Annotated in this window: 15 protein-coding genes; 7 read left to right on the forward strand and 8 right to left on the reverse strand. The window is 65.1% G+C overall.

From position 1 onward, the window contains the following. The first annotated feature begins 36 nt into the window (after positions 1 to 36). Entirely contained in the window at positions 37 to 624 is a 588-nt protein-coding gene (locus GJV18_RS00475; protein WP_160342761.1) for a HutD/Ves family protein, read from the forward strand. A 35-nt stretch (positions 625 to 659) separates the two neighbouring features. Here GJV18_RS00475 and GJV18_RS00480 read toward each other — a convergent pair whose 3' ends face one another. Further along, the gene (locus GJV18_RS00480; protein ID WP_160342762.1) at positions 660 to 1,082 is read right to left on the reverse strand and encodes an RNA-binding S4 domain-containing protein; all 423 of its coding nucleotides are present in this window, start codon (positions 1,080 to 1,082) and stop codon (positions 660 to 662) included. 96 nt (positions 1,083 to 1,178) lie between these two features. Between GJV18_RS00480 and rimB the strand changes: the two genes are divergently transcribed. Together rimB and rimK are read left to right on the forward strand one after the other, a co-directional pair. Further along, a complete protein-coding gene (gene rimB, locus GJV18_RS00485; RefSeq protein ID WP_160342763.1) occupies positions 1,179 to 1,643 on the forward strand; it encodes a retropepsin-like aspartic endopeptidase RimB in 465 nt (154 codons plus the stop codon). After that, complete coding sequence (gene rimK, locus GJV18_RS00490) at positions 1,640 to 2,545, forward strand: 30S ribosomal protein S6--L-glutamate ligase (RefSeq protein ID WP_160342764.1); 906 nt, start codon at positions 1,640 to 1,642, stop codon at positions 2,543 to 2,545. The genes rimB and rimK overlap by 4 nt, the downstream gene beginning before the upstream one ends. A gap of 130 nt (positions 2,546 to 2,675) precedes the next feature. Here the strand turns inward: rimK and GJV18_RS00495 are convergent, their stop codons facing one another. The 3 genes from GJV18_RS00495 to ompR form a co-directional block, all read right to left on the reverse strand. Next, a complete protein-coding gene (locus GJV18_RS00495) occupies positions 2,676 to 6,437 on the reverse strand; it encodes a bifunctional diguanylate cyclase/phosphodiesterase (protein WP_160342765.1) in 3,762 nt (1,253 codons plus the stop codon). A 207-nt stretch (positions 6,438 to 6,644) separates the two neighbouring features. Next, positions 6,645 to 7,958, reverse strand: a complete 1,314-nt coding sequence (locus GJV18_RS00500) for an ATP-binding protein (RefSeq protein WP_160342766.1) — start codon at positions 7,956 to 7,958, stop codon at positions 6,645 to 6,647. 96 nt (positions 7,959 to 8,054) lie between these two features. Further along, positions 8,055 to 8,789 carry an osmolarity response regulator transcription factor OmpR gene (ompR, locus tag GJV18_RS00505; RefSeq protein WP_160342767.1) on the reverse strand — a complete coding sequence of 245 codons (735 nt, stop codon included), beginning with the start codon at positions 8,787 to 8,789 and terminating at the stop codon, positions 8,055 to 8,057. Positions 8,790 to 9,107: 318 nt separating this feature from the next. Here ompR and GJV18_RS00510 point away from each other — a divergent pair, with 318 nt between their 5' ends. The 3 genes from GJV18_RS00510 (at position 9,108) to rmf (ending at position 13,637) form a co-directional block, all read left to right on the forward strand. Beyond that, positions 9,108 to 11,435, forward strand: coding sequence for a Tex family protein (locus tag GJV18_RS00510; RefSeq protein WP_160342768.1), 2,328 nt, complete (start codon positions 9,108 to 9,110; stop codon positions 11,433 to 11,435). Between the two features lie 306 nt (positions 11,436 to 11,741). After that, positions 11,742 to 13,322, forward strand: coding sequence for a glutamate--cysteine ligase (gene gshA, locus GJV18_RS00515; RefSeq protein ID WP_160342769.1), 1,581 nt, complete (start codon positions 11,742 to 11,744; stop codon positions 13,320 to 13,322). A 111-nt stretch (positions 13,323 to 13,433) separates the two neighbouring features. Beyond that, the gene (gene rmf / locus GJV18_RS00520) at positions 13,434 to 13,637 is read left to right on the forward strand and encodes a ribosome modulation factor (RefSeq protein ID WP_407692327.1); all 204 of its coding nucleotides are present in this window, start codon (positions 13,434 to 13,436) and stop codon (positions 13,635 to 13,637) included. Positions 13,638 to 13,828: 191 nt separating this feature from the next. Here rmf and argA read toward each other — a convergent pair whose 3' ends face one another. The 4 genes from argA to GJV18_RS00540 all read right to left on the reverse strand — a co-directional run bounded on the left by argA (position 13,829) and on the right by GJV18_RS00540 (position 18,441). Further along, positions 13,829 to 15,127, reverse strand: a complete 1,299-nt coding sequence (gene argA / locus GJV18_RS00525; protein WP_160342770.1) for an amino-acid N-acetyltransferase — start codon at positions 15,125 to 15,127, stop codon at positions 13,829 to 13,831. A 99-nt stretch (positions 15,128 to 15,226) separates the two neighbouring features. Continuing rightward, positions 15,227 to 16,405: an acetylornithine deacetylase gene (argE, locus tag GJV18_RS00530; protein ID WP_160342771.1), complete on the reverse strand. Its 1,179-nt coding sequence runs from the start codon at positions 16,403 to 16,405 to the stop codon at positions 15,227 to 15,229. Positions 16,406 to 16,461: 56 nt separating this feature from the next. Beyond that, positions 16,462 to 17,724 carry an inorganic phosphate transporter gene (locus GJV18_RS00535; protein WP_160342772.1) on the reverse strand — a complete coding sequence of 421 codons (1,263 nt, stop codon included), beginning with the start codon at positions 17,722 to 17,724 and terminating at the stop codon, positions 16,462 to 16,464. 39 nt (positions 17,725 to 17,763) lie between these two features. Beyond that, positions 17,764 to 18,441 (reverse strand): TIGR00153 family protein, encoded by a 678-nt coding sequence (locus GJV18_RS00540; protein ID WP_160342773.1) that lies wholly within the window; start codon positions 18,439 to 18,441, stop codon positions 17,764 to 17,766. A gap of 112 nt (positions 18,442 to 18,553) precedes the next feature. On the opposite strand from GJV18_RS00540, the gene GJV18_RS00545 reads away from it, so the two are divergent. After that, positions 18,554 to 19,918 carry a CYTH domain-containing protein gene (locus tag GJV18_RS00545; RefSeq protein ID WP_160342774.1) on the forward strand — a complete coding sequence of 455 codons (1,365 nt, stop codon included), beginning with the start codon at positions 18,554 to 18,556 and terminating at the stop codon, positions 19,916 to 19,918. The last annotated feature ends 56 nt before the right edge of the window (positions 19,919 to 19,974 follow it).

A 19,974-nucleotide genomic window follows, 5' to 3' on the forward strand; every position in this document is an offset into this window, starting at 1 on the left:
ATGTATATACATATAAGCCAATCAATGAGAATCCCCATGCCCATCCGCCTGATCGACAGCCGCAGCGCCCGTCAATTGCCCTGGAAAAATGGCCAGGGCGTCACCCTGGAACTGGCCATCGCCCCGCCTGGCGCCGGACTGGATGATTTCGACTGGCGGATCAGCAGCGCCCGGGTGGCGAGCGGCGGGCCCTTCTCCCACTTTCCCGGTATCGACCGCAGCCTGGCCCTGCTCAGTGGCGCGGGGCTGCGCCTGAACATGCCCGAGGCGGTCATCCTCGATTCGCACAACCCCGTAGTGAGCTTTGCCGGCGAGCTGGAGGTGCAGGCCGAACTGCTCGACGGCCCGGTGCAGGATTTCAATCTGATGAGTCGCCGCGACCGCTGGCGGCAGCGCCTGGAGTACCGAGAACTGGAGGGTGAGACCTGGCTGGACTGCAGCGAGGTGCTGATGATCTACCACCTGGCCGGGGCAGCACTGGAGTGCCTCCCGCCGCACGGCCAGCGGCAGCGACTGGAGGATGGTCAGGGCCTGTTGCTGGAGCAGGAGACAGGGCGCTGGCGACTGAGCAGCGGCGGCAATAGCCGACTGCTGCTGGCCTTTCTGCAACGGCTGGAGAGTTGATCAGTCTGGGGCTGCACTCGCCGAGCAGCCGCCCTTTACTCCTCGTCCGCCCAGGGATGGCTGGCCACCCGCTGCTCGTTGAAACTGTGCAACTGACGACGCTGTTTCTTGCTCGGCCTGCCATCGGTCTGCAGCCCCAGGGCGCCGGCCTTGCGCTGCTGCGTAGCCTGCTCGCGGCGCTGCACGCTTTCCGGGGTTTCGGCATACAGCAGCTGGGCCTCGGGAGCGCCCCGGCGCACCGCAGACAGCCCCAGCACGACCACGGTGCGCTCATCGAAACCGCTGCGGATCACATATTCGTCCCCCAGCCTGGGTTCCTTGCCGGGTTTGCAGCGCTCACCGCGGTGATGCACCTTGCCGCCTTCGATAGCCGCCTTGGCCAGGGCCCGGGTCTTGTAGAAACGCGCCGCCCATAGCCATTTGTCCAGTCGCACCTTGTCGTCGTCTTTATCTTTCATCCGCCATCCGCTGCTGAACTCAAATGAGGCTATTTTGCCTGATGCAGTTGTCATAAGGGCCAACTAGAATGCCCGGCAAATCAGGGGGCGCCCAGCGTGAAAAGCTTCGACCAACTGGCCGTGATCGGCCTGCGTGAATGGATCAACCTGCCGCAGCTAGGGGTGATCGGCCTGCGCGCCAAGATCGACACCGGCGCCAGCACCTCCAGCCTGCACGCCAGTGATATCCAGCCCTTCGAGCGTGACGGCCAGCCCTGGGTGCGCTTCACCGCCCATATCGGCACTCTGGTGCAGCGCCGCCACCGCTGCGAGGCGCCCCTGCTGTCGGTGAAGAAGATCAAGAGCTCCAACGGCCAGGCGCAGTCGCGCTATGTGATCCGCACCCTGCTCACCCTGGGCGCGCGCGAGTGGCCGGTGGACTTCACCCTGACCTGCCGCAAGACCATGCGCTACCGCCTGCTGCTGGGGGCCAAGGCCCTGGTCGACGGCCAGTTGCTGGTCAACCCGGCGCTGACCTACGTACAAGACAAACCCACCCTCGCTGACCCTGGTGCCCAATGAAGATCGCCGTGCTGTCGCGCAATCCGCGCCTGTATTCCACCCGCCGCCTGGTCGAAGCCGGCCAGCAGCGGGGCCATGAGATGGTGGTGATCGACACCCTGCGCGCCTATATGAACATTGCCAGCCACAAGCCGCAGATCCACTACCGGGGCAAGCCACTGGAAGGCTTTGATGCGGTGATCCCGCGCATCGGCGCCTCGGTGACCTTCTATGGCTGCGCGGTGCTGCGCCAGTTCGAGATGATGGGGGTGTTCCCGCTCAACGAGTCGGTGGCCATTGCCCGTTCCCGCGACAAGCTGCGCTCGCTGCAGCTGCTGTCGCGGCGCGGCATCGGCCTGCCGGTGACCGGCTTTGCCCACTCCCCCGACGACATCCCCGACCTGATCGACATGGTCAACGGCGCCCCGCTGGTGATCAAGGTGCTGGAAGGCACCCAGGGCATCGGCGTGGTGCTCTGTGAAACCGAGAAGGCCGCCGAATCGGTGATCGAGGCCTTTATGGGCCTCAAGCAGGACATCATGGTGCAGGAATACATCAAGGAAGCCGGCGGCGCGGATATTCGCTGCTTCGTGGTCGGCGACAAGGTGATCGCCTCGATGAAGCGTCAGGCCAAGCCCGGCGAGTTTCGCAGCAACCTGCACCGCGGCGGCAGCGCCAGCCTGATCAAGATCACCCCCGAGGAGCGCATGACCGCCATCCGCGCGGCCAAGGTCATGGGCCTGTCGGTGGCCGGGGTGGATATCCTGCGCTCCAACCACGGGCCGCTGGTGATGGAGGTGAACTCCTCCCCCGGCCTGGAAGGCATCGAGACCACCACCGGCAAGGATGTGGCCAGCCTGGTGATCCAGTACCTGGAAAAGAACGGCGGCCCGCATCTGACCCGCACCAAGGGCAAGGGCTGAGCCGGAAGTAGGCCAAGCCTGCTTCGCCCCGGCAAACGCCCGGCCAGCAATGGTCGGGCCGGTGGCACAGATGACCACAGGACGCGGCAGGGATGCCGAGACGCAGACTAAAGTAGCGCCCCCATAATCCCTACCCCTGATGCGCCTCCAGCCAGGCGATAAATTCGCGCTCGACCAGCGGGCGGCTGAAGTGAAATCCCTGGCCCAGGGAGCAGCCATTGCGCCGCAGGCAATCGTACTGCCAGGGGGTTTCGATGCCCTCGGCCACGCACTCCAGGCCCAGGTTGCGGGCGATCACCAGGATGGTCTGCACCAGCATCAGGCCACTGCCATCGCTGCCATCCATATCCCAGGTAAAGCTGCGGTCAATCTTCAGCCGATCCAGGGGCAGACGCTTGAGGTAGGTCAGGGATGAATAGCCCGTGCCGAAGTCGTCGATGGCAAAGCGCACGCCCAGGGCCTTGAGCGCCTGCATATTGGCGATGCACTGCTGCACATCCTCCACCAGCACCCCTTCGGTGATTTCCAGTTCCAGGGCCGTGGCCGGCAGACCGTGACGCTGCAGGCAGTCGCGCACGCGCAGCACGCAGCCGGCCTGGCGCAACTCCCGGGGGCTGAGGTTGACCGCCAGGACCAGCTGCGGCCAGCGGGGCAGCCAGCGTGCCAGGCTGGCGCAGGCCTGTTCCAGCACCCAGACACCCAGCTCCTCGATCAGCCCGGTTTCCTCGGCCAGGGGAATAAAGTCCGCCGGCATGATTTCGCCGCGCTCCGGGTGGCGCCAGCGCACCAGCACCTCGGCACCCGCCACCCGGCCGGTGGCCAGGGCCAGTTGCGGCTGGAACACCAGGTACAGCTGATTGCGCGCGATGGCCTGGCGCAGCTCACTCTGCAGCAGCAGGCGCTGGTCGATGGCTGCCTGCATCTCCGGCGCGAAGAAGTGCAAGGCGTTGCGCCCGGAATGCTTGGCCCGGTACATGGCGGTATCGGCCTGCTTCAGCACATCGGCGGCCACCTGGGCGCCAAAGGGATGCAGGGCGATGCCGATGCTGGCGCTGATGGACAGCTCGTGACCGTCGATGGTGCAACTGCCGTTAAGGCTTTTCAGCAGTTTTTCCCCCGCGGCGGCCGCATGCTCGGCGGCCACCTGCGGGCAGCTGTCGAGGCCTTCGAGCAGCACCACGAATTCGTCGCCACCCATGCGCGCCAGGGTGTCTTCGGCGCGCAACTGGCGCGCCAGGCGCATGGTTACCTCACGCAACAGGCCGTCACCCACCAGATGCCCGAGGCTGTCGTTGACCGTCTTGAAATGATCCAGATCGATAAACAGCAGCGCGCCCAGGGTGTTCTCGCGCAGCTCGCGGTCCATGGCATGTTGCAGGCGATCGAGCAGCAGCCGGCGATTGGGCAGACCGGTCAGCTCGTCACTGTAGGCCAGGCGTTCGATCTCGTGCTGGTAGCGCTGGCGCTCGGAAATATCGGTGATGCTGCCGCGGATCAGCAATGGCTCGCCCGGCATGCGCACCAGGCGCACCTCGCAGGGGATCTGCCGACCGGCGCTGTCACGGTGCAGCCACTCGAACACCGGCGCCTCACCCTCGATGGCGCGACGCAGATAGCCCTCCCCCGCCAGCGCCGACTCGCGGCCATCGGCCTGGCGCGGCGGGCTCAGCTCCAGCACGCTCTTGCCCAGCAACTCGCTGCGGCTATAGCAGAACAGGCGCAGGGCATTCTCGTTGCAATCGACCATGCCCTGGCGCGGACTGAACAGCACGATGGCTTCCGGGGCATGCTCGATCATGGTGCGGTAGCGCGCCTCGGCCTGGAAGCGCTCGCTGATATCCTCCACCAGCAGCAGAAACATGCGCACCCGCCCACTGGCATGGCGCACCGCGCGCAGGCTCAGGCGCGCCTGCACCCGGGAGCCGTCGGGGCGCACAAAGCATTTGTCCAGCTCATAGCCCTCCTGCGCCCCGGCATGCACCTGATTGAGCAGGGCCTGCTCGGCCACCAGCTCTTCGGCCAGCGACAGACTGGCCCAGGTCGACTGCTGAAGCTCTTCACGGCTGCGGCCGAGGATGCTGCACAGTTTGTCGTTGACCTCCTCCCACTCGAAGCTGGGCCCGGTCAGGGCCATGCCGATCAGCGGCGCCTCGAAGAACAGCTGCAGGCGCTCGTCGCGCTCGCGCAGCTGTTGCTCGGCATGCTTGCGCGCGCTGACGTCCTGCAGGGCGCCGAATACCTTGACCAGCTCCGCACCATCGCGCTCGACCACGCCGCGGATGCGCACCCAGCGGCTCTTGCCCTTGGCCGTGAGCAGCCGCACTTCGATATCGAAGCGGTCCTGACCGCTGATCAGCTGCTGCAGGGTCTGCTCGGCCAGCTCGCGGCCGCTGGCATCCAGGTAGTCCAGGGCCTCGTCCAGCACCGGGGTGCCATGCTTGGGGTCCAGTTCGTAGATGCGGAAACAGCCCGGGCTCCAGTCCATGCTGCGTTCGGGCATGTTCAGCACCCAGCCACCGAGGTTGGCGATGTCCTCGGTCTGGCTGAACAGGTAGCTCTGGCGCAACAGCTCCTCACGCTGCTGGCGCACCTGGGCGGCCAGCAGCTCACGGCTGCTGACATCCTGCTGGAGGATGACGAAATGGCTGACCCCCTGTTCATCCTCCATGGGGGCCAGGGTCAGTTCGCTCCAGAACTGGCTGCCGTCCTTGCGGTAGGTGCGCAAGACCACAGCGCAAGGTGCGCCGGCCTGAGTGGCACGCTGCAACTTGCCCAGTTCCTGCTGTTGATGATCGCTGCCCAGGAGGAAATCCCAGTTGCGCCCCAGGCTCTCGTCCCGGCTATAGCCACTGATACGCTCGAAGGCCGGATTGCAGTAAAGCAGCGGCTGCTGCGCCTGGCGCGCATCGATGATCATCACCCCCAGGGGGCTGGCCTCCAGCGCCAGGTTGGCCAGGGCCAGTTGCTGCTGCATCTGCGCACTACGCCCCAGGGCCTGGCGCAGGTCACTCAGGGCACGGCCCACCAGCAGGGTGGCGATCACAAACAGCAGCACACTCAGGTGCAGTTCCTGACGCTGCGGGTCGAGCCAGACCAGGGTATCGCTCAGCCCCTGCAGCAGGGGCCAGAGCAGCACCATCAGGGTGGTCAGCAGGGCGCCACAGAGTGCTCCGGCAAAGCCCCAGGGCAGGGCCAGGCCCAGCAGCATCACGCCGATCAGTTGCAGGTTCAGACTCAGCGGCAACCAGCCCAGGGCCCAGGGCATGCCCAGCAGCAGCGCCAGCAACAGGTACCAGGGCGGCCATGGCCCCAGCTTGTCCAGCTCCGCCCCAGCCTGGGGCGCGGCCAGCCAGCCGCGCTGCTGCAAGTGCGGGCCCAGACAGACCAAGAGGGGCACCGCCACCGCCAGGGTGGTCAGGCTATCGGCCAGCCACAGGGTCAGGCTGGCCGATAGCAGGTGCTCACGGGGCAACAGGCCGGTCAGCCAGAGATTGCTCTGCACCCCCAGCGCCACCGGAATCAGCGGCAGCAACACCCCCAGCAGCATCAGGCGCAGCAAGTGGCGCAGATGAGGCAGCATCACCTCGATCGGCTGCAGCCGCAGCAACAGCCAGGCCAGCCCCACGCCCAGGGTTTCAGGCACGGCATAGAGGGGGGCCCACTGCCAGTCCAGGCCCCACAGGGGAATACTGAGCATGGAGTTCAGGTACAGCGCCAGCAACACCCGCGGCCCCCACCACAGGGTCATCACCAGGGCCAGGGCCAACGGCAGGTGCAACAGCGCCGCCCCATCGGCAAACTGGGTTGCCAGGGCCAGCCAGGTGGCCAGGTGCAACACCGGCAGCGGCAGCCACCAGGTCCATCTGGGCAAACGGTCGGGAGCAGCTGGCATAGGGATACCTGCAGACAATGCCGGAAGCCGGCCGTGCATACGCCAGCACATGACGAACACTCGGCAGGACCTTTTGAGCATAGTTCAGCTCAACCGGAGGATCAGCAAAGTCTATGCCGGGAAGATGACCAGCCAGTTGCGGGGCGCCTCGCCCAGCGCGCTGGCGGGCAAGCCTGCGGCATGTCCGCCCCTGAATATAGGCGCTGCCTAGACCGCGTCGCGCGGCAACAGCAACCCCAGCGGCAGGCACACCCGCGCCTCCAGCCCACCGCCGGAACGATTGCGCAGCTCCACGCTGCCACCATGCAGGGCGGCGATACGCTTGACGATCGCCAGGCCCAGACCGGCGCCCTTGCCGCCCCGGGCGCGATCGCCGCGGATAAAGGGGTTGAAGATGCTGCCCAGCTCGGCCGGGTCGAGCCCTGCACCACGATCCAGCACGCTGAGCACCACATAGGGCGCACTGCAGTCGCCGGACAGCGATACCGCCACCTCCACCGCATTGCCGCCATAGCGCAGGGCATTTTCGATCAGATTGACCAGCAGGCGCTTGATCGACACCCGGCGCAGCGGAAAGGCTGGCACCGGCTCCAGGCACAGACGCACCACCTCGGCCTTCTGGTTGTAGGGCGCCACCACTTCGCGGATCAGCTCCAGCAGATCCAGTGCCTCCACCGGCTCGTCGCGGCCATCGCGGATAAAGGCCAGGAACTGATCGAGGATGGCATCCATATCCTCGATATCGCGCACCATGTCCTCGGTCAGCTCGGAGTCGTTGTGCAGAAACTCCAGGGACAGACGCAGGCGGGTCAGGGGGGTGCGCAGGTCATGGGACACACCGGCCAGCATCAGCTCACGCTCGCGGGCGGCCTGCTCGACATCCTCGGCCATCTGGTTGAAGGCGCGATACACCTCGGTCATCTCGCTGGGCGTATCGCTGATCGGCAGGCGTACACTGCGCCCCTGGCCGATCTGCCGGGCGGCGAACACCAGGCGCTTGAGCGGCGCATTGAGCTGCATGACGAAGATCCAGGCCGCCGCGGTGGACAGCAAGCCAATGGCGAGGAACCAGCCGAGCACGTTCCAGATCCGCTGGCCGCGCAACGGGTGCGGATACAGCGGCACCCGCAGCCATTCATCACCCAAGGCCGGGGCCCTTACCCACAGCGCCGGCGGGCTCTTGGCCCGCACCCGCACCTCGGTATCCGGGCCCAGTTCGGTCTGCATCTGGCGCTGGAAGATCTCGCTGTAGGGCCAGTGCTGCTCGGTATTCGGCACCTGGGCATGGGGCACGGGTTTCAGCCCGGCCGCCTCGGCGATGGTGGCGCGGTCTTCCGGGTCCGCCGCCCAGTAGGCACGCAGGGTCAGGGCCGCGCCGTGGCTGTACTGGCGATCGACCAGCACGTCCTCGTTCATCATCAGATAAACCAGGGTCAGCGCCTTGGAGAACAGCACCACGATCAGCACCAGCCACAGGGTGCGGGCGAAGAAGCTTTGCGGGAACCAGAGCGGGGTTTTCATGGTTGCTCGATGGGGTCGTAGGGTGGATCGCGCCTTATCGATCCACCGAGTAGAAACAGAGGTGGATGAATAAAGCGTCATCCACCCTAGGGCGAGTTACTTGCTGCCATCCGGCACAAAGACATAGCCCACGCCCCAGACCGTCTGGATATAGCGCGGCTTGGACGGGTCCGGCTCGATCAGGCGGCGCAAGCGGCTGATCTGCACATCGATGGAGCGCTCCAGGGCATCCCACTCGCGGCCCCGGGCCAGGTTCATCAGCTTGTCGCGGGTCAGGGGCTCGCGGGCATGCTGCACCAGGGCCTTGAGCACGGCGAACTCGCCGGTGGTGAGCATATGCACTTCGCCTCCCTTCTTCAGCTCGCGGGTGGCCAGGCTCAATTCGTAGTCACCGAAGCTTACCGTCTCGTCCTCACTGCCCGGCGCGCCCGGCACCACCGGCGCCTGGCGGCGCAGCACGGCCTTGATCCGCGCCAGCAGCTCACGCGGGTTGAACGGCTTGGCCAGGTAGTCGTCGGCGCCCAGTTCCAGGCCCTGGATACGGCTGGCCTCGTCACCCTTGGCGGTGAGCATGATGATCGGCACCTGGTTGTTGCCCTCGCGCAGGCGGCGACAGGCGGACAGGCCATCCTCGCCCGGCAGCATCAGGTCGAGCACCACCAGATTGAACAGCTCGCGGGCCAGCAGGCGGTCCATCTGCTCGACGTTTTCCACCGCACGCACGCGGTAGCCCTGTTCATCGAAGAAGCGTTCCAGCAGGCGACGCAAACGGGCGTCGTCATCGACGATCAGGATCTTTTCGCCTTCAACGGGAAGTGCAGTGCTGCTCATTCAGGGCTCCTTGACCAGGCATCCGCCGGGCACGGACGCGCTGGCAGTATGCAGTTGCCGGCATTATGGCGCAGAAGCCGCAACCAACATGCAGGCCATTGTTAGCAGATTTTTCCCCAACGGCGTCCCAGCAGCAGCGAACAGGGTGTTTATAATGCGCGCCGTATCGACGCAGCAGTCGCGACGCGACAGGCTTTTCTGCCCTTCACCTTCCGGGAGAAGGTGGCGCGCAGCGCCGAATGAGGGCAGAGCGCACCGGCTCAACTGAATTTTCGCGCGCCATGCCGCAGGCATGGCCGCCTTGTGGGTAGCCTTTATATGGACAGCATCAACAACCGCATTGCCAATGAACTGGGCGTGCGCCCGCAACAGGTCGCCGCCGCCGTGGCCCTGCTCGATGAAGGCGCCACCGTGCCCTTTATCGCCCGCTACCGCAAAGAGGTCACCGGCAGTCTGGACGACACCCAGCTGCGCAACCTGGAAGAGCGCCTGCGCTACCTGCGCGAGCTGGACGAGCGCCGCGCCAGCATCCTCGCTAGCATCGAGGAACAGGGCAAGCTGACCCCCGAGCTCAAGCGCGAAATCGACCAGGCCGACACCAAGACCCGCCTGGAAGACCTCTACCTGCCGTTCAAGCAGAAGCGCCGCACCAAGGGCCAGATCGCCCTGGAAGCCGGCCTGGGCGAGCTGGCCGACGCGCTGTTCGGCAACCCCGAGCTGAACCCGGAAAGCGAGGCCGAACGCTTTATCGACGCGGAGAAAGGTTTTGCCGACCTCAAGGCCGTGCTGGAAGGCGCCAAGTACATCCTCATGGAGCGCTTTGCCGAGGACGCCAACCTGCTCAGCAGCCTGCGCGGCTTCCTCAAGGACAACGCCACCCTCAGTGCCCGGGTCATCGCCGGCAAGGAAAACGAGGGGGCCAAGTTCCGCGACTATTTCGAGCACGACGAGAAGCTCAAGGGCGCCCCTTCGCACCGCGCCCTGGCCATCTTCCGTGGGCGCAACGAAGGCATTCTCAGCGTCAGCCTCAAGGTCGGCGATGAAACGCCGGGCACCCTGCACCCCTGCGAGGTGATGATCGGCGAGCGCTTCGGCATCGCCAACCGCGGCCGCGCCGCCGACAAATGGCTGGGCGAGGTGGTGCGCTGGACCTGGAAGGTCAAGCTCTACACCCACCTGGAAACCGACCTGCTCGGCGAGCTGCGCGAGGCCGCCGAGGACGAGGCGATCAACGTCTTCGCCCGTAACCTGCACGACCTGCTGCTGGCCGCCCCGGCCGGCCCCCGCGCCACCCTGGCCCTCGACCCGGGCCTGCGCACCGGCTGCAAGGTGGCGGTGGTGGATACCACCGGCAAGGTGCTGGAAACCGCCACGGTCTACCCCCACGCCCCGCGCAATGACTGGGACGGCACCCTGGCGATCCTGGCCAGGCTGTGCAGCAAGCACAAGGTCGACCTGATCTCCATCGGCAACGGCACCGCCAGCCGCGAGACTGACAAGCTGGCCGGTGAGCTGATCAAGAAGCTGCCAGGCCTGAAGCTGACCAAGGTCATGGTCAGTGAAGCCGGCGCCTCGGTGTACTCGGCCTCGGAGCTGGCGGCCAAGGAATTCCCCGATATGGACGTGTCCCTGCGCGGCGCGGTCTCCATCGCACGCCGCCTGCAGGACCCCCTGGCCGAACTGGTGAAGATCGACCCGAAATCCATTGGCGTCGGCCAGTACCAGCACGATGTGTCCCAGCTCAAGCTGGCCCGCAGCCTGGATGCGGTGGTCGAGGACTGCGTGAACGCCGTGGGCGTCGATGTGAACACCGCCTCCGCCGCCCTGCTGGCGCGTATCTCCGGGCTGAACACGACGCTTGCGCAGAATATCGTCGCCTACCGAGACGCCAACGGCGCCTTCAAGTCCCGCGCCGAGCTGCTCAAGGTGCCGCGCCTGGGCGACAAGACCTTTGAACAGGCCGCCGGCTTCCTCCGTGTGATGAACGGCAGCAACCCCCTGGACGCCTCGGCTGTACACCCGGAAACCTACCCCCTGGTGCAGCGCATTGCCCAGGACACCGGCCGCGATATCCGCTCGCTGATCGGCGACTCGGCTTTCCTCAAGCGCCTGGACCCGAAGAAGTTCACTGACGAGCAGTTCGGCCTGGTGACCATCGGCGACATCTTGAGCGAGCTGGAAAAGCCCGGCCGCGATCCGCGCCCCGAGTTCAAAACCGCCGAGTTCCAGGACGGCGTGGAAACCCTCAATGACCTCAAGCTGGGCATGATGCTCGAAGGCGTGGTGACCAACGTCACCAACTTCGGCGCCTTTGTCGATATCGGTGTACACCAGGACGGTCTGGTGCATATCTCGGCGCTGTCGGAGAAATTTATCAAGGACCCGCATGAAGCGGTGAAAGCCGGCGATGTGGTCAAGGTCAAGGTCATGGAAGTGGATATCCCGCGCAACCGCATCGCCCTGTCCATGCGCATGGGCGACACACCCGGCGAGAAGATCGAAGGCCCGCGCGGCGGCCAATCCCGTGGTGGCAAGCCGGGCGGCAATACGCCACGCAGCGAACGCCACTCCAGCCAGGACAAACCGGCCCCGGCCAGCGGCGGCATGGCGGCGCTGTTTGCCAATGCCAAGCAGCTGAAAAAGTAGGATCATCCTGAGGCTTGATGTAGGGTGGACATGGCAACGCCATGTCCACCAAGGCCCTCTGCTCGTATTCCGGCTATGTTTTCGGTTCCGCTAGCGGTGGACAAGCCTCCGGCATGTCCACCCTACGCACTGCCACCCCCGCCACCGCGTGGCCCTGACACAAATGCACTGCGCCCAGCTATAACCTTCTTTACCCGCCTCGGGTTATAAAGCGCTATCGACCGCTTGAAGCGGTTTATTCGACCCCTTGTAGAGCACGCCTGGCGTCCCCATATCGGGGCAACCGATGCGTGAAGGAATGCAATCTTGAGCGACCTACTAAACCGCCGCCTGGCCCAGCTTGGCGAGCGCGCCAACCTGCCCCTGCTTTCCCAGTGCCTGCACGGTATCGAGCGCGAATGCCTGCGCGTCGATGGCCAGGGCCAGCTGGCCCTGACCCCGCACCCGCAAGCCCTGGGCTCGGCGCTGACCCACCCGCAGATCACCACCGACTATTCCGAGTCGCTGCTGGAATTTATCACCCCGGCCGAGCCTGACCCGCAAGCCACCCTGGCCGATCTGGAGCGGATTCATCGCTTCGCCTACAGCAAGCTGGGTGACGAGCTGCTATGGAGCCCGTCCATGCCCTGCGCCCTGCCGGACGAGGAGACGATCCCGATCGCCCGCTACGGCAGCTCGCATATCGGCGAACTCAAGTATGTGTACCGCAAGGGCCTGGCCCTGCGCTACGGCAAGACCATGCAGTGCATTGCCGGCATCCACTACAACTTCTCCCTGCCGGAAGCCCTGTGGCAGCTGCAGCAGCAGGCCGAAGGCGACACGCGCAGCGCGCGGGATTACCAGTCGGCGCGCTATATCGCGCTGATCCGCAACTTCCGTCGCTACAGCTGGCTGCTGATGTACCTGTTCGGCGCCTCACCGGCTCTGGACAAGGGCTTTATGCGCGGCCAGCCGCACCAGTTGCAGGCGCTGGATGACGACACCCTGTATCTGCCCTACGCCACCAGCCTGCGCATGAGCGACCTGGGCTACCAGAGCAATGCCCAGGCCGGCCTGACGCCCTGCTACAACGACCTGACCAGCTACACCGACAGCCTGCGCCAGGCGGTCGGTACGCCCTACCCGCCCTATGTCGAGATCGGCGCGAAGAAGGATGGCGAGTGGCTGCAGCTGAACACCAACATCCTGCAGATCGAAAACGAGTACTACTCCAATATCCGCCCCAAGCGGGTGACCTACAGCGGCGAGCGACCGATCCAGGCGCTGATGGCCCGGGGCGTGCAATACATCGAAGTGCGCTGCCTGGATATCAACCCCTTCCTGCCCCTGGGCATCGACCTGACCGAAGCGCGCTTTCTCGACGCCTTCCTGCTGTTCTGCGCCCTGGCCGACAGCCCGCTGCTGGAAAGCGGCGAGTGCCATGCCTGCACCGATAACTTCCTGACCGTGGTCAAGGAAGGCCGCCGCCCCGGCCTGCTGCTGCAACGCAACGGCCAGCCGGTGGTACTGCAGGCCTGGGCCGATGAATTGCTGGAGCAGATCCGCCCCCTGGCCGAGCTGCTGGATCAGAGCCAGGGCGGTGATGCCCATGGCCAGGCCCTGCTGGCCCAACGCGCCAAGGTCGAAGACCCCAGCCTGACGCCGTCGGCCCAGGTGCTGGCCGAGCTGCAGCAGGGCCAGAGCTTCGTGCAGTTTGCCCTGCGCCAGAGCCAGACCCATGCCGAGTACTTCCGCCAGCAGCCTCTTGAGGCCGAGCAGCTGGCCGGGTTCGAAGCCATGGCCACCCAATCCCTGCAGCAGCAGGCCGAGCTGGAAGCCCACGAAGAAGGCGATTTCGACAGCTTTGCCGCGGCCTATCAGGCCAGCATCCTGGCCTCGCCCAATTAGTGATGCGCCGCACAAAGCCAGCAAGTGGTAGCCAGGACAGGATCAGCGGCACGGACAGCGCCCCAGGGCAGGGCTAGCATTGCCAGGGTATGTTCTCTGCGAGTAAGCGCCATGGCGCCCGATATTATGGAAGATGACCGGCACTGGAGCCTGGAGAGCCTGAACAAGGCCTACCAGCAAGGCTATATGGCCGGTCTCACCGGCCAGCCCGGGCATCGCCACAACCACAGCGCCGAGGTGCTGGTCGCCGCCTGGGAGGCCGGCTGGGATGACGGCCAGGAACAGTACCAACTGCACCAGCACAAGATCGCCTGACCTCCGGGGTTGGGCGCCATGCAGGTTCAACGGTCTGGTGGATCGGTAAAGCGTGATCCACCCTACGCAAACATCGGCCTGAAACCACTTCTCCTCGCCAACCTGTAGGGTGGATGCAGCTTCTTGCATCCACCACTCTTTCAGCCCGTAGGGTGGATGTCGCTGTTTACATCCACCTCCCCACGCAATCCCTACAACGCCTTTTCAAATACCTGGGAATTACGCTGGTAGTTGTACAGCGAGGCCCGCGCCGCCGGCAGACGCTCGACGCTGCTGGGCTCGAAGCCGCGCTCGCGGAACCAGTGGGCGGTGCGGGTGGTGAGCACGAACAGGGTTTTCAGGCCCTGGGCCCGGGCCCGCTCCTCGATACGCTCAAGCAGTTCATCACCACGCCCGCCATGGCGGTAGGCCGGGTTGACGGCCAGGCAGGCCAGCTCACCGAAATCCGAGTCGGCGATCTGGTACAGCGCCGCACAGGCAATAATCAGCCCTTCGCGTTCGACGATGCTGAACTGCTCGATCTCACGCTCCAGCACCTCCCGCGAGCGCCGTACCAGAATGCCCTGATCCTCAAGCGGAGTGATCAATTCGATCAGACCGCCGACATCCTCGATGGTCGCCTCGCGCAGGGACTCGAACTGCTCCTGGGCCACCAGGGTGCCGTTGCCGGTGCGGGTAAAGAGCTCACTGAGCAGGGCGCCATCCTCGGCATAGCTGACGATATGGCTGCGGCGCACACCGGCACTGCAGGCCTGGGCCGCGGCGTCCAGCAATTCGCCCTGGTAGCTGTTGCCCAGGCGCTGCAGATGGGCCGGCACCTGCTGCGGGCGCAACTCGCGCACCAGCTTGCCGGCCTCGTCGAGCAGGCCGCATTCGGCGCCGAACAGCAGCAGCTTGTCGGCATCCAGTTCGATGGCGGCGCGGGTAGCCACATCCTCGCAGGCCAGGTTGAAGATCTCCCCGGTGGGCGAGTAGCCCAGCGGCGACAACAGCACGATGCTGCGCTCATCGAGCAGGCGATTGATGCCCTTGCGGTCGACCCGGCGCACCTCGCCGGTGTGGTGATAGTCGACGCCATCCAGCACGCCGATGGGCCGGGCGGTGACGAAGTTGCCACTGGCCACCCGCAGCCGCGCGCCCTGCATAGGCGAGCGGGCCATGTCCATGGACAGGCGCGCCTCGATGGCGATGCGCAACTGGCCGACGGCGTCGATCACGCACTCCAGGGTCGGCCCGTCGGTGACCCGCAGGTCGCGGTAGAAGTGTGGGGTCAACCCGCGGGCGGCCAAGCGCGCCTCGATCTGCGGGCGCGAGCCGTGCACCAGCACCAGGCGTACGCCGAGGCTGTGCAGCAGCACCAGGTCGTGAACGATATTGCCGAAATTCGGGTGGGCAACCCCCTCCCCCGGCAACATCACCACAAAGGTGCGGTCACGGTGGGCATTGATATAGGGCGAAGCGTGGCGCAGCCAGTTGACGTGATCAAACATTGTGAGCAAAACCTTGAGTCAGGATAGGGACGCATGGGGCGTGCAGGGCACGCCGGACGGAGCAGCCGCGGGCGCTTTATCGTCGCAGTAGGGGCAGCTTCACGCGTTCTCTCCTCCGGATGACTCAGGGGTGGCCGGTTGCAGGCAGTAATGGGCAATCAGCTGGCGCAGCAGCGTCAGGGTCGGCTCGATGCGCGATAACTCCAGATACTCGCCAGGCTGGTGGGCACAATCGATATCGCCCGGCCCCAGCACCAGGGTTTCGCAACCAAGCTGCTGAAGATAAGGCGCTTCGGTGGCAAATGCTACCGATGCTGCCTTATGACCAGTGAGTTGCTCGGCCAAACGCACCAATTCGGCATCGGCGGATTGCTCGAAGGGCGGCACGCTGGGGAATAGCGGCCCATAATCGATGCGCACGCCATGCTGCGCGGCCACTGGCACCAGCTTCTGGCGGATGGCGGCGCGCAGCTGTTCGGGGTCCATGCCCGGCAACGGACGCAGGTCGAACTCCAGGGCGCACTGACCGCAGATGCGATTGGGATTATCGCCGCCATGGATGCAGCCCAGGTTCAGGGTCGGCACCGGCACGCTGAATTGCGGGTTGTTGAACTCACGCTGCCACTGCGTGCGCAAGCCACGCAGCTCACCCAGCACGTCCTGCATGGCCTCCAGGGCGCTATGACCCAGACGCGGGTCGGAGCTATGACCGCTCTGCCCGAGGATATCGATGCGCTCCATCAGGATGCCCTTGTGCAGGCGAATGGGTTTCAGGCCCGTCGGCTCGCCGATCACCGCCGCCCGCCCCAGTGGCCGGCCGGCTGCCGCCAGGGCGCGGGCGCCGGACATGGAGCTTTCCTCGTCACAGGTGGCGAGAATCAGCAGAGGCTGTTGAAAGCGCTGGTTCAGCAGGGGCTGCACGGCCTCGATCACCAGGGCGAAGAAGCCCTTCATGTCGCAACTGCCCAGGCCCACCCAGCGCCCGTCCACCTCGGTGAGCTTGAGCGGATCGCTCTGCCACAGGGCCGCATCGAAGGGCACGGTATCGCTATGGCCGGCCAGCACCAGGCCGCCAGGGCCGCTGCCGTAACTGGCGAGCAGATTGAATTTACCGGGGGAAATTTCCTGGGTTTCGCAGGCAAAGCCCAGGTCGCCCAGCCAGGCGGCCAGCAACTCGATCACAGGGCGATTGCTCTGGTCCCAGTGAGCCTGGGTACAGCTCACCGAAGGCGCTGCGATCAGCGCGGCGAACTGCTCTTTGAAAGAAGGAAGGGGCATGGCTTATCTCCGCAGGCGAGCCCCATCATAGAAGCATCGCCTGCGCAGATAAAAGCTTAGGCGAAGATGCCGCGCAGGATAAAGAAGAAGAGAATGGACAGCGCCGCACCCACCGGCAGGGTGATCAGCCAGGACATAAAGATCTTGCCGATCACGCCCAGGTTCAGTGCACCGATACCGCGGGCCAGGCCCACGCCCAGTACCGCGCCGACCAAGGTGTGGGTGGTGGACACCGGCAGACCGATGGCCGAGGCGCCGACCACGGTGGTGGCGGTAGCCAGCTCGGCGGCAAAGCCACGGCTGGGGGTCAGCTCGGTGATTTCCTTGCCGATGGTGGCGATCACCTTGTAGCCATAGGTGGCCAGGCCGACCACGATGCCAACGGCGCCGAGCAGCAGCACCCAGCTGGGCAGTGCAGCCTTGGCGCCCACCGCTTCACCACCGCTCTGGATTACCCCAACCACGGCCGCCAGCGGACCCACCGCGTTGGCCACGTCATTGGAACCGTGGGCGAAGGCCATGGAACAGGCGGTGAAGATCATCAGTACGGCAAAGACCTTCTCCACGCTGGCGTAGTGGAAATCCTTGTCGGCTTCGGTGTCGATCTTGATCCGACTGAGCAGGGCGATACCCAGCAGCATCACCGCGGCGCCGACTGCCAGGGACAGGATCAGACTCTGCCCGCTGGAGAGGTTCAGGCCCAGGTGCTTGAGGCCCTTGGACAGGGTCATGATCGACACCATAAAACCGGTGGCGAACATATACAGGGGAACGAAACGCTTGGCGTTGAGGAAGGGCTCGTCAGTGTCGATGATCAGCTTCTGCACGCTGACAAACAGACCGAATGCGACGATGCCGGAGAGCAGCGGCGACACCACCCAGCTGGCGACGATGGGGCCGACCCCGGACCAGTTGACCGCGTCCATGGAGATGCCCACGGCACCAAAGCCGATCACTGCACCGACGATGGAGTGGGTGGTGGATACCGGCCAGCCGCGGGTCGAGGCCACCAGCAGCCAGGTGCCGGCCGCCAGCAGCGCCGACATCATGCCCAGCACCATCAGCTCCGGCGGAATCAGGTCGGCATTGACGATACCGCCCTTGATGGTTTCCGTGACCTGGCCGCCGGCCAGGTAGGCGCCGGCAAATTCGAAGACCATGGCGATCAGGATCGCCTGCTTGATGGTCAGCGCCTTGGAGCCCACCGAGGTACCCATGGCATTGGCCACGTCGTTGGCGCCCACACCCCAGGCCATGAAAAAGCCGAACAGGCAGGCGAGCAGCAGCAATACGAGGCCGTAGTCCGCAATCAGAGACATAAATAATTAATCCGTAGATTCCAGAAAGGACACTGGCGCTTAGCGCGCCAGCAGTTGTTCCAGTCGGTTACCGACGCGCTCGGCGCGGTCGGCCACATCACCGATCCACTCGATGATCTGATAGAGAAACATCACATCGACTGGAGGAAGATCCTTCTCCAGTTTGAACAGGGCGCGACGCACATCGATCTGCATCACGTCGGTGTCGCGCTCGATCTGCTCCAGCTCCATGACCATGGACTCGACCAGCGCCGCCTCACGGCCACCGAAGCCGGTTTCCAGCAACTCGTCCAGCTCGTTCATGGCCTTCAGGGCCTGGGCGCTGGCGTCCACGGTGCGCTGCACGAAGGCGCGCATCAACGGCTGCAGCGCCTCGGGAATGGTCATCTCGCGGCCGAGCATCAGCCCGGCGATGTCCTTGGCACGGTTGGCGACTTTGTCCTGTACACTGAGCAGCTCCAGCAGATCCGAGCGCGGCACAGGCAGGAAGAGACTCTTGGGCAAATGCAGACGCACGCTCTTCTTGAGCTTGTCGGCTTCGTGTTCCAGAGCGGCCATTTCCTTCTGCACCTGCTCGACCTTGGTCCAGTCCGCGGCCATCACGGCTTCGAAGAAAGGAACCAGGTTGGCCGCACACTCGTGGGCCTTGGCGAAATGCTTCTGCATCGGCCCGATAGGCGAACGACCGAACAGACTGGCGAATGGGTTGGCTGGCATAGGGTGAACCCCGGCGTTGAGAAGTCGGCAAGTATAGGGATCGTCCCCGTCGATCGCCAGCGCACGTCATCAGGCTGTCACAATTTCATACTAGGCATTGATCCTCATCAGCATGAACAAAGAAACCGAAATCAAACTGCGGGTCAGTCGCGAAACCCTGAACGCCCTGCGTGACCACCCCTTGCTCAAGAAGCGCAACAAGAGTGGCTGGGAGCAACGCGAGCTGTTCAATCAGTACTACGACACCCCCGCCCGTGATCTGGCCCAGGCCAAGGTTGCCCTGCGCCTGCGCCGCGACGGCGAGCAGATCATCCAGACCCTGAAGACCCGCGGCCAGAGTGTTGCCGGCCTGTCCGAGCGCAACGAGTGGGACTGGTACCTGAGCAAGGCCAAACTGGACCTGAAAAAGCTCGATGACAGCTGCTGGCCGGCCAGCCTGGCCGAGCTGGACAAGAAACAGCTGACGCCCCTCTTCAGCACCGACTTCACCCGGCAAAAGGCGGAGATCGCCTGGGGCCGCGGCAAGGCCAGGACGGTGATCGAAGCCGCGCTGGACCTGGGCAAGGTGATCGCCGGTGAAGGCGAGGAAGAAATCTGCGAGCTGGAACTGGAGCTGCGCCAGGGCGAGCCCGCCGCCCTGCTGGAGCTGGCCTGCGAGCTGGCCGCCGACCTGCCCCTGATGCCCTGCGACATCAGCAAGGCCGAACGCGGCTACCGCCTGTTCGATGCCGGCAGCTATAGCCTGCACCTGCCGGCGCCCGAGCTGAACGGTGAGATGCCCCTGGACGACGCTTTCAGCGCGCTGGCCTGGCACCTGCTGGGCAGCAGCCAGCGCCTGGCCGAGCAGTACCGCTTCAATGGCCACTGGAAGCTGCTGGAGCAATGGCTGCAGCAACTGATCGACCTGCGCGCCCTGCTCGGCAGCCTCGGCCAGGCTGCACCACGCGCCAGCAGCCGGGAACTGCGCGAAGCCCTGGATGCCCTGCTGGCCGACTGGCGCCCACGTCTGCTGGCCGGGCAACAGGACGACAGCCTGCGGCATAACGCCCCGGCGCTGTTCGCCGCCGAGCTGCAGGGCAACCGCTGGGGCCTGCTGTCCCTGCAACTGTCCCGTTGGCTGCTGCAGCGTGGCTGGACGGCCGGACGTAACAACCGCGGCAATCGCCAGGGCGCCGCGCCGCTCGCCAGCTGGCTGGCCACCCTGATCGGCGAAGAAGGCCAGGCGTTGGTCCTCAAGCGCTACCAGCAGCAACCGGAAGACCTGGGCGAGCAGTTGCCACGCCTGGAGCGCCTACTGGTCTGGCTGCGTCTGGCCCGCAGCGCGCTCGACGTCGCGGAAACCGATCGCCTGTTCGGAGAACTGGGCAAATTGCACAGCCTGGCCTGCCAAGCCATCACTGTGGAGCTGTTACCGGAGCGGCAGACCCAGGCGCAGATTGTGCAATCGCTCAAAGCCTGGAAACAGCTGGTGCGCTAAAAACGCCAAACGTTGTAGGCTGGTGCCGATGACCTGCCTACAACGCGCCAGGAAGC

The organism is Pseudomonas xionganensis (assembly GCF_009763245.1).
Classification (GTDB): domain Bacteria; phylum Pseudomonadota; class Gammaproteobacteria; order Pseudomonadales; family Pseudomonadaceae; genus Aquipseudomonas; species Aquipseudomonas xionganensis.

Coding starts and splice junctions, on each gene's coding strand:
- GJV18_RS00475 (WP_160342761.1), top strand. CDS start 37: ATGCCCATCCGCCTGATCGACAGCCGCAGCGCCCGTCAATTGCCCTGG.
- GJV18_RS00480 (WP_160342762.1), bottom strand. CDS start 1,082: ATGAAAGATAAAGACGACGACAAGGTGCGACTGGACAAATGGCTATGG.
- rimK (WP_160342764.1), top strand. CDS start 1,640: ATGAAGATCGCCGTGCTGTCGCGCAATCCGCGCCTGTATTCCACCCGC.
- GJV18_RS00495 (WP_160342765.1), bottom strand. CDS start 6,437: ATGCCAGCTGCTCCCGACCGTTTGCCCAGATGGACCTGGTGGCTGCCG.
- GJV18_RS00500 (WP_160342766.1), bottom strand. CDS start 7,958: ATGAAAACCCCGCTCTGGTTCCCGCAAAGCTTCTTCGCCCGCACCCTG.
- ompR (WP_160342767.1), bottom strand. CDS start 8,789: ATGAGCAGCACTGCACTTCCCGTTGAAGGCGAAAAGATCCTGATCGTC.
- GJV18_RS00510 (WP_160342768.1), top strand. CDS start 9,108: ATGGACAGCATCAACAACCGCATTGCCAATGAACTGGGCGTGCGCCCG.
- rmf (WP_407692327.1), top strand. CDS start 13,434: ATGGCGCCCGATATTATGGAAGATGACCGGCACTGGAGCCTGGAGAGC.
- argA (WP_160342770.1), bottom strand. CDS start 15,127: ATGTTTGATCACGTCAACTGGCTGCGCCACGCTTCGCCCTATATCAAT.
- argE (WP_160342771.1), bottom strand. CDS start 16,405: ATGCCCCTTCCTTCTTTCAAAGAGCAGTTCGCCGCGCTGATCGCAGCG.
- GJV18_RS00535 (WP_160342772.1), bottom strand. CDS start 17,724: ATGTCTCTGATTGCGGACTACGGCCTCGTATTGCTGCTGCTCGCCTGC.
- GJV18_RS00540 (WP_160342773.1), bottom strand. CDS start 18,441: ATGCCAGCCAACCCATTCGCCAGTCTGTTCGGTCGTTCGCCTATCGGG.
- GJV18_RS00545 (WP_160342774.1), top strand. CDS start 18,554: ATGAACAAAGAAACCGAAATCAAACTGCGGGTCAGTCGCGAAACCCTG.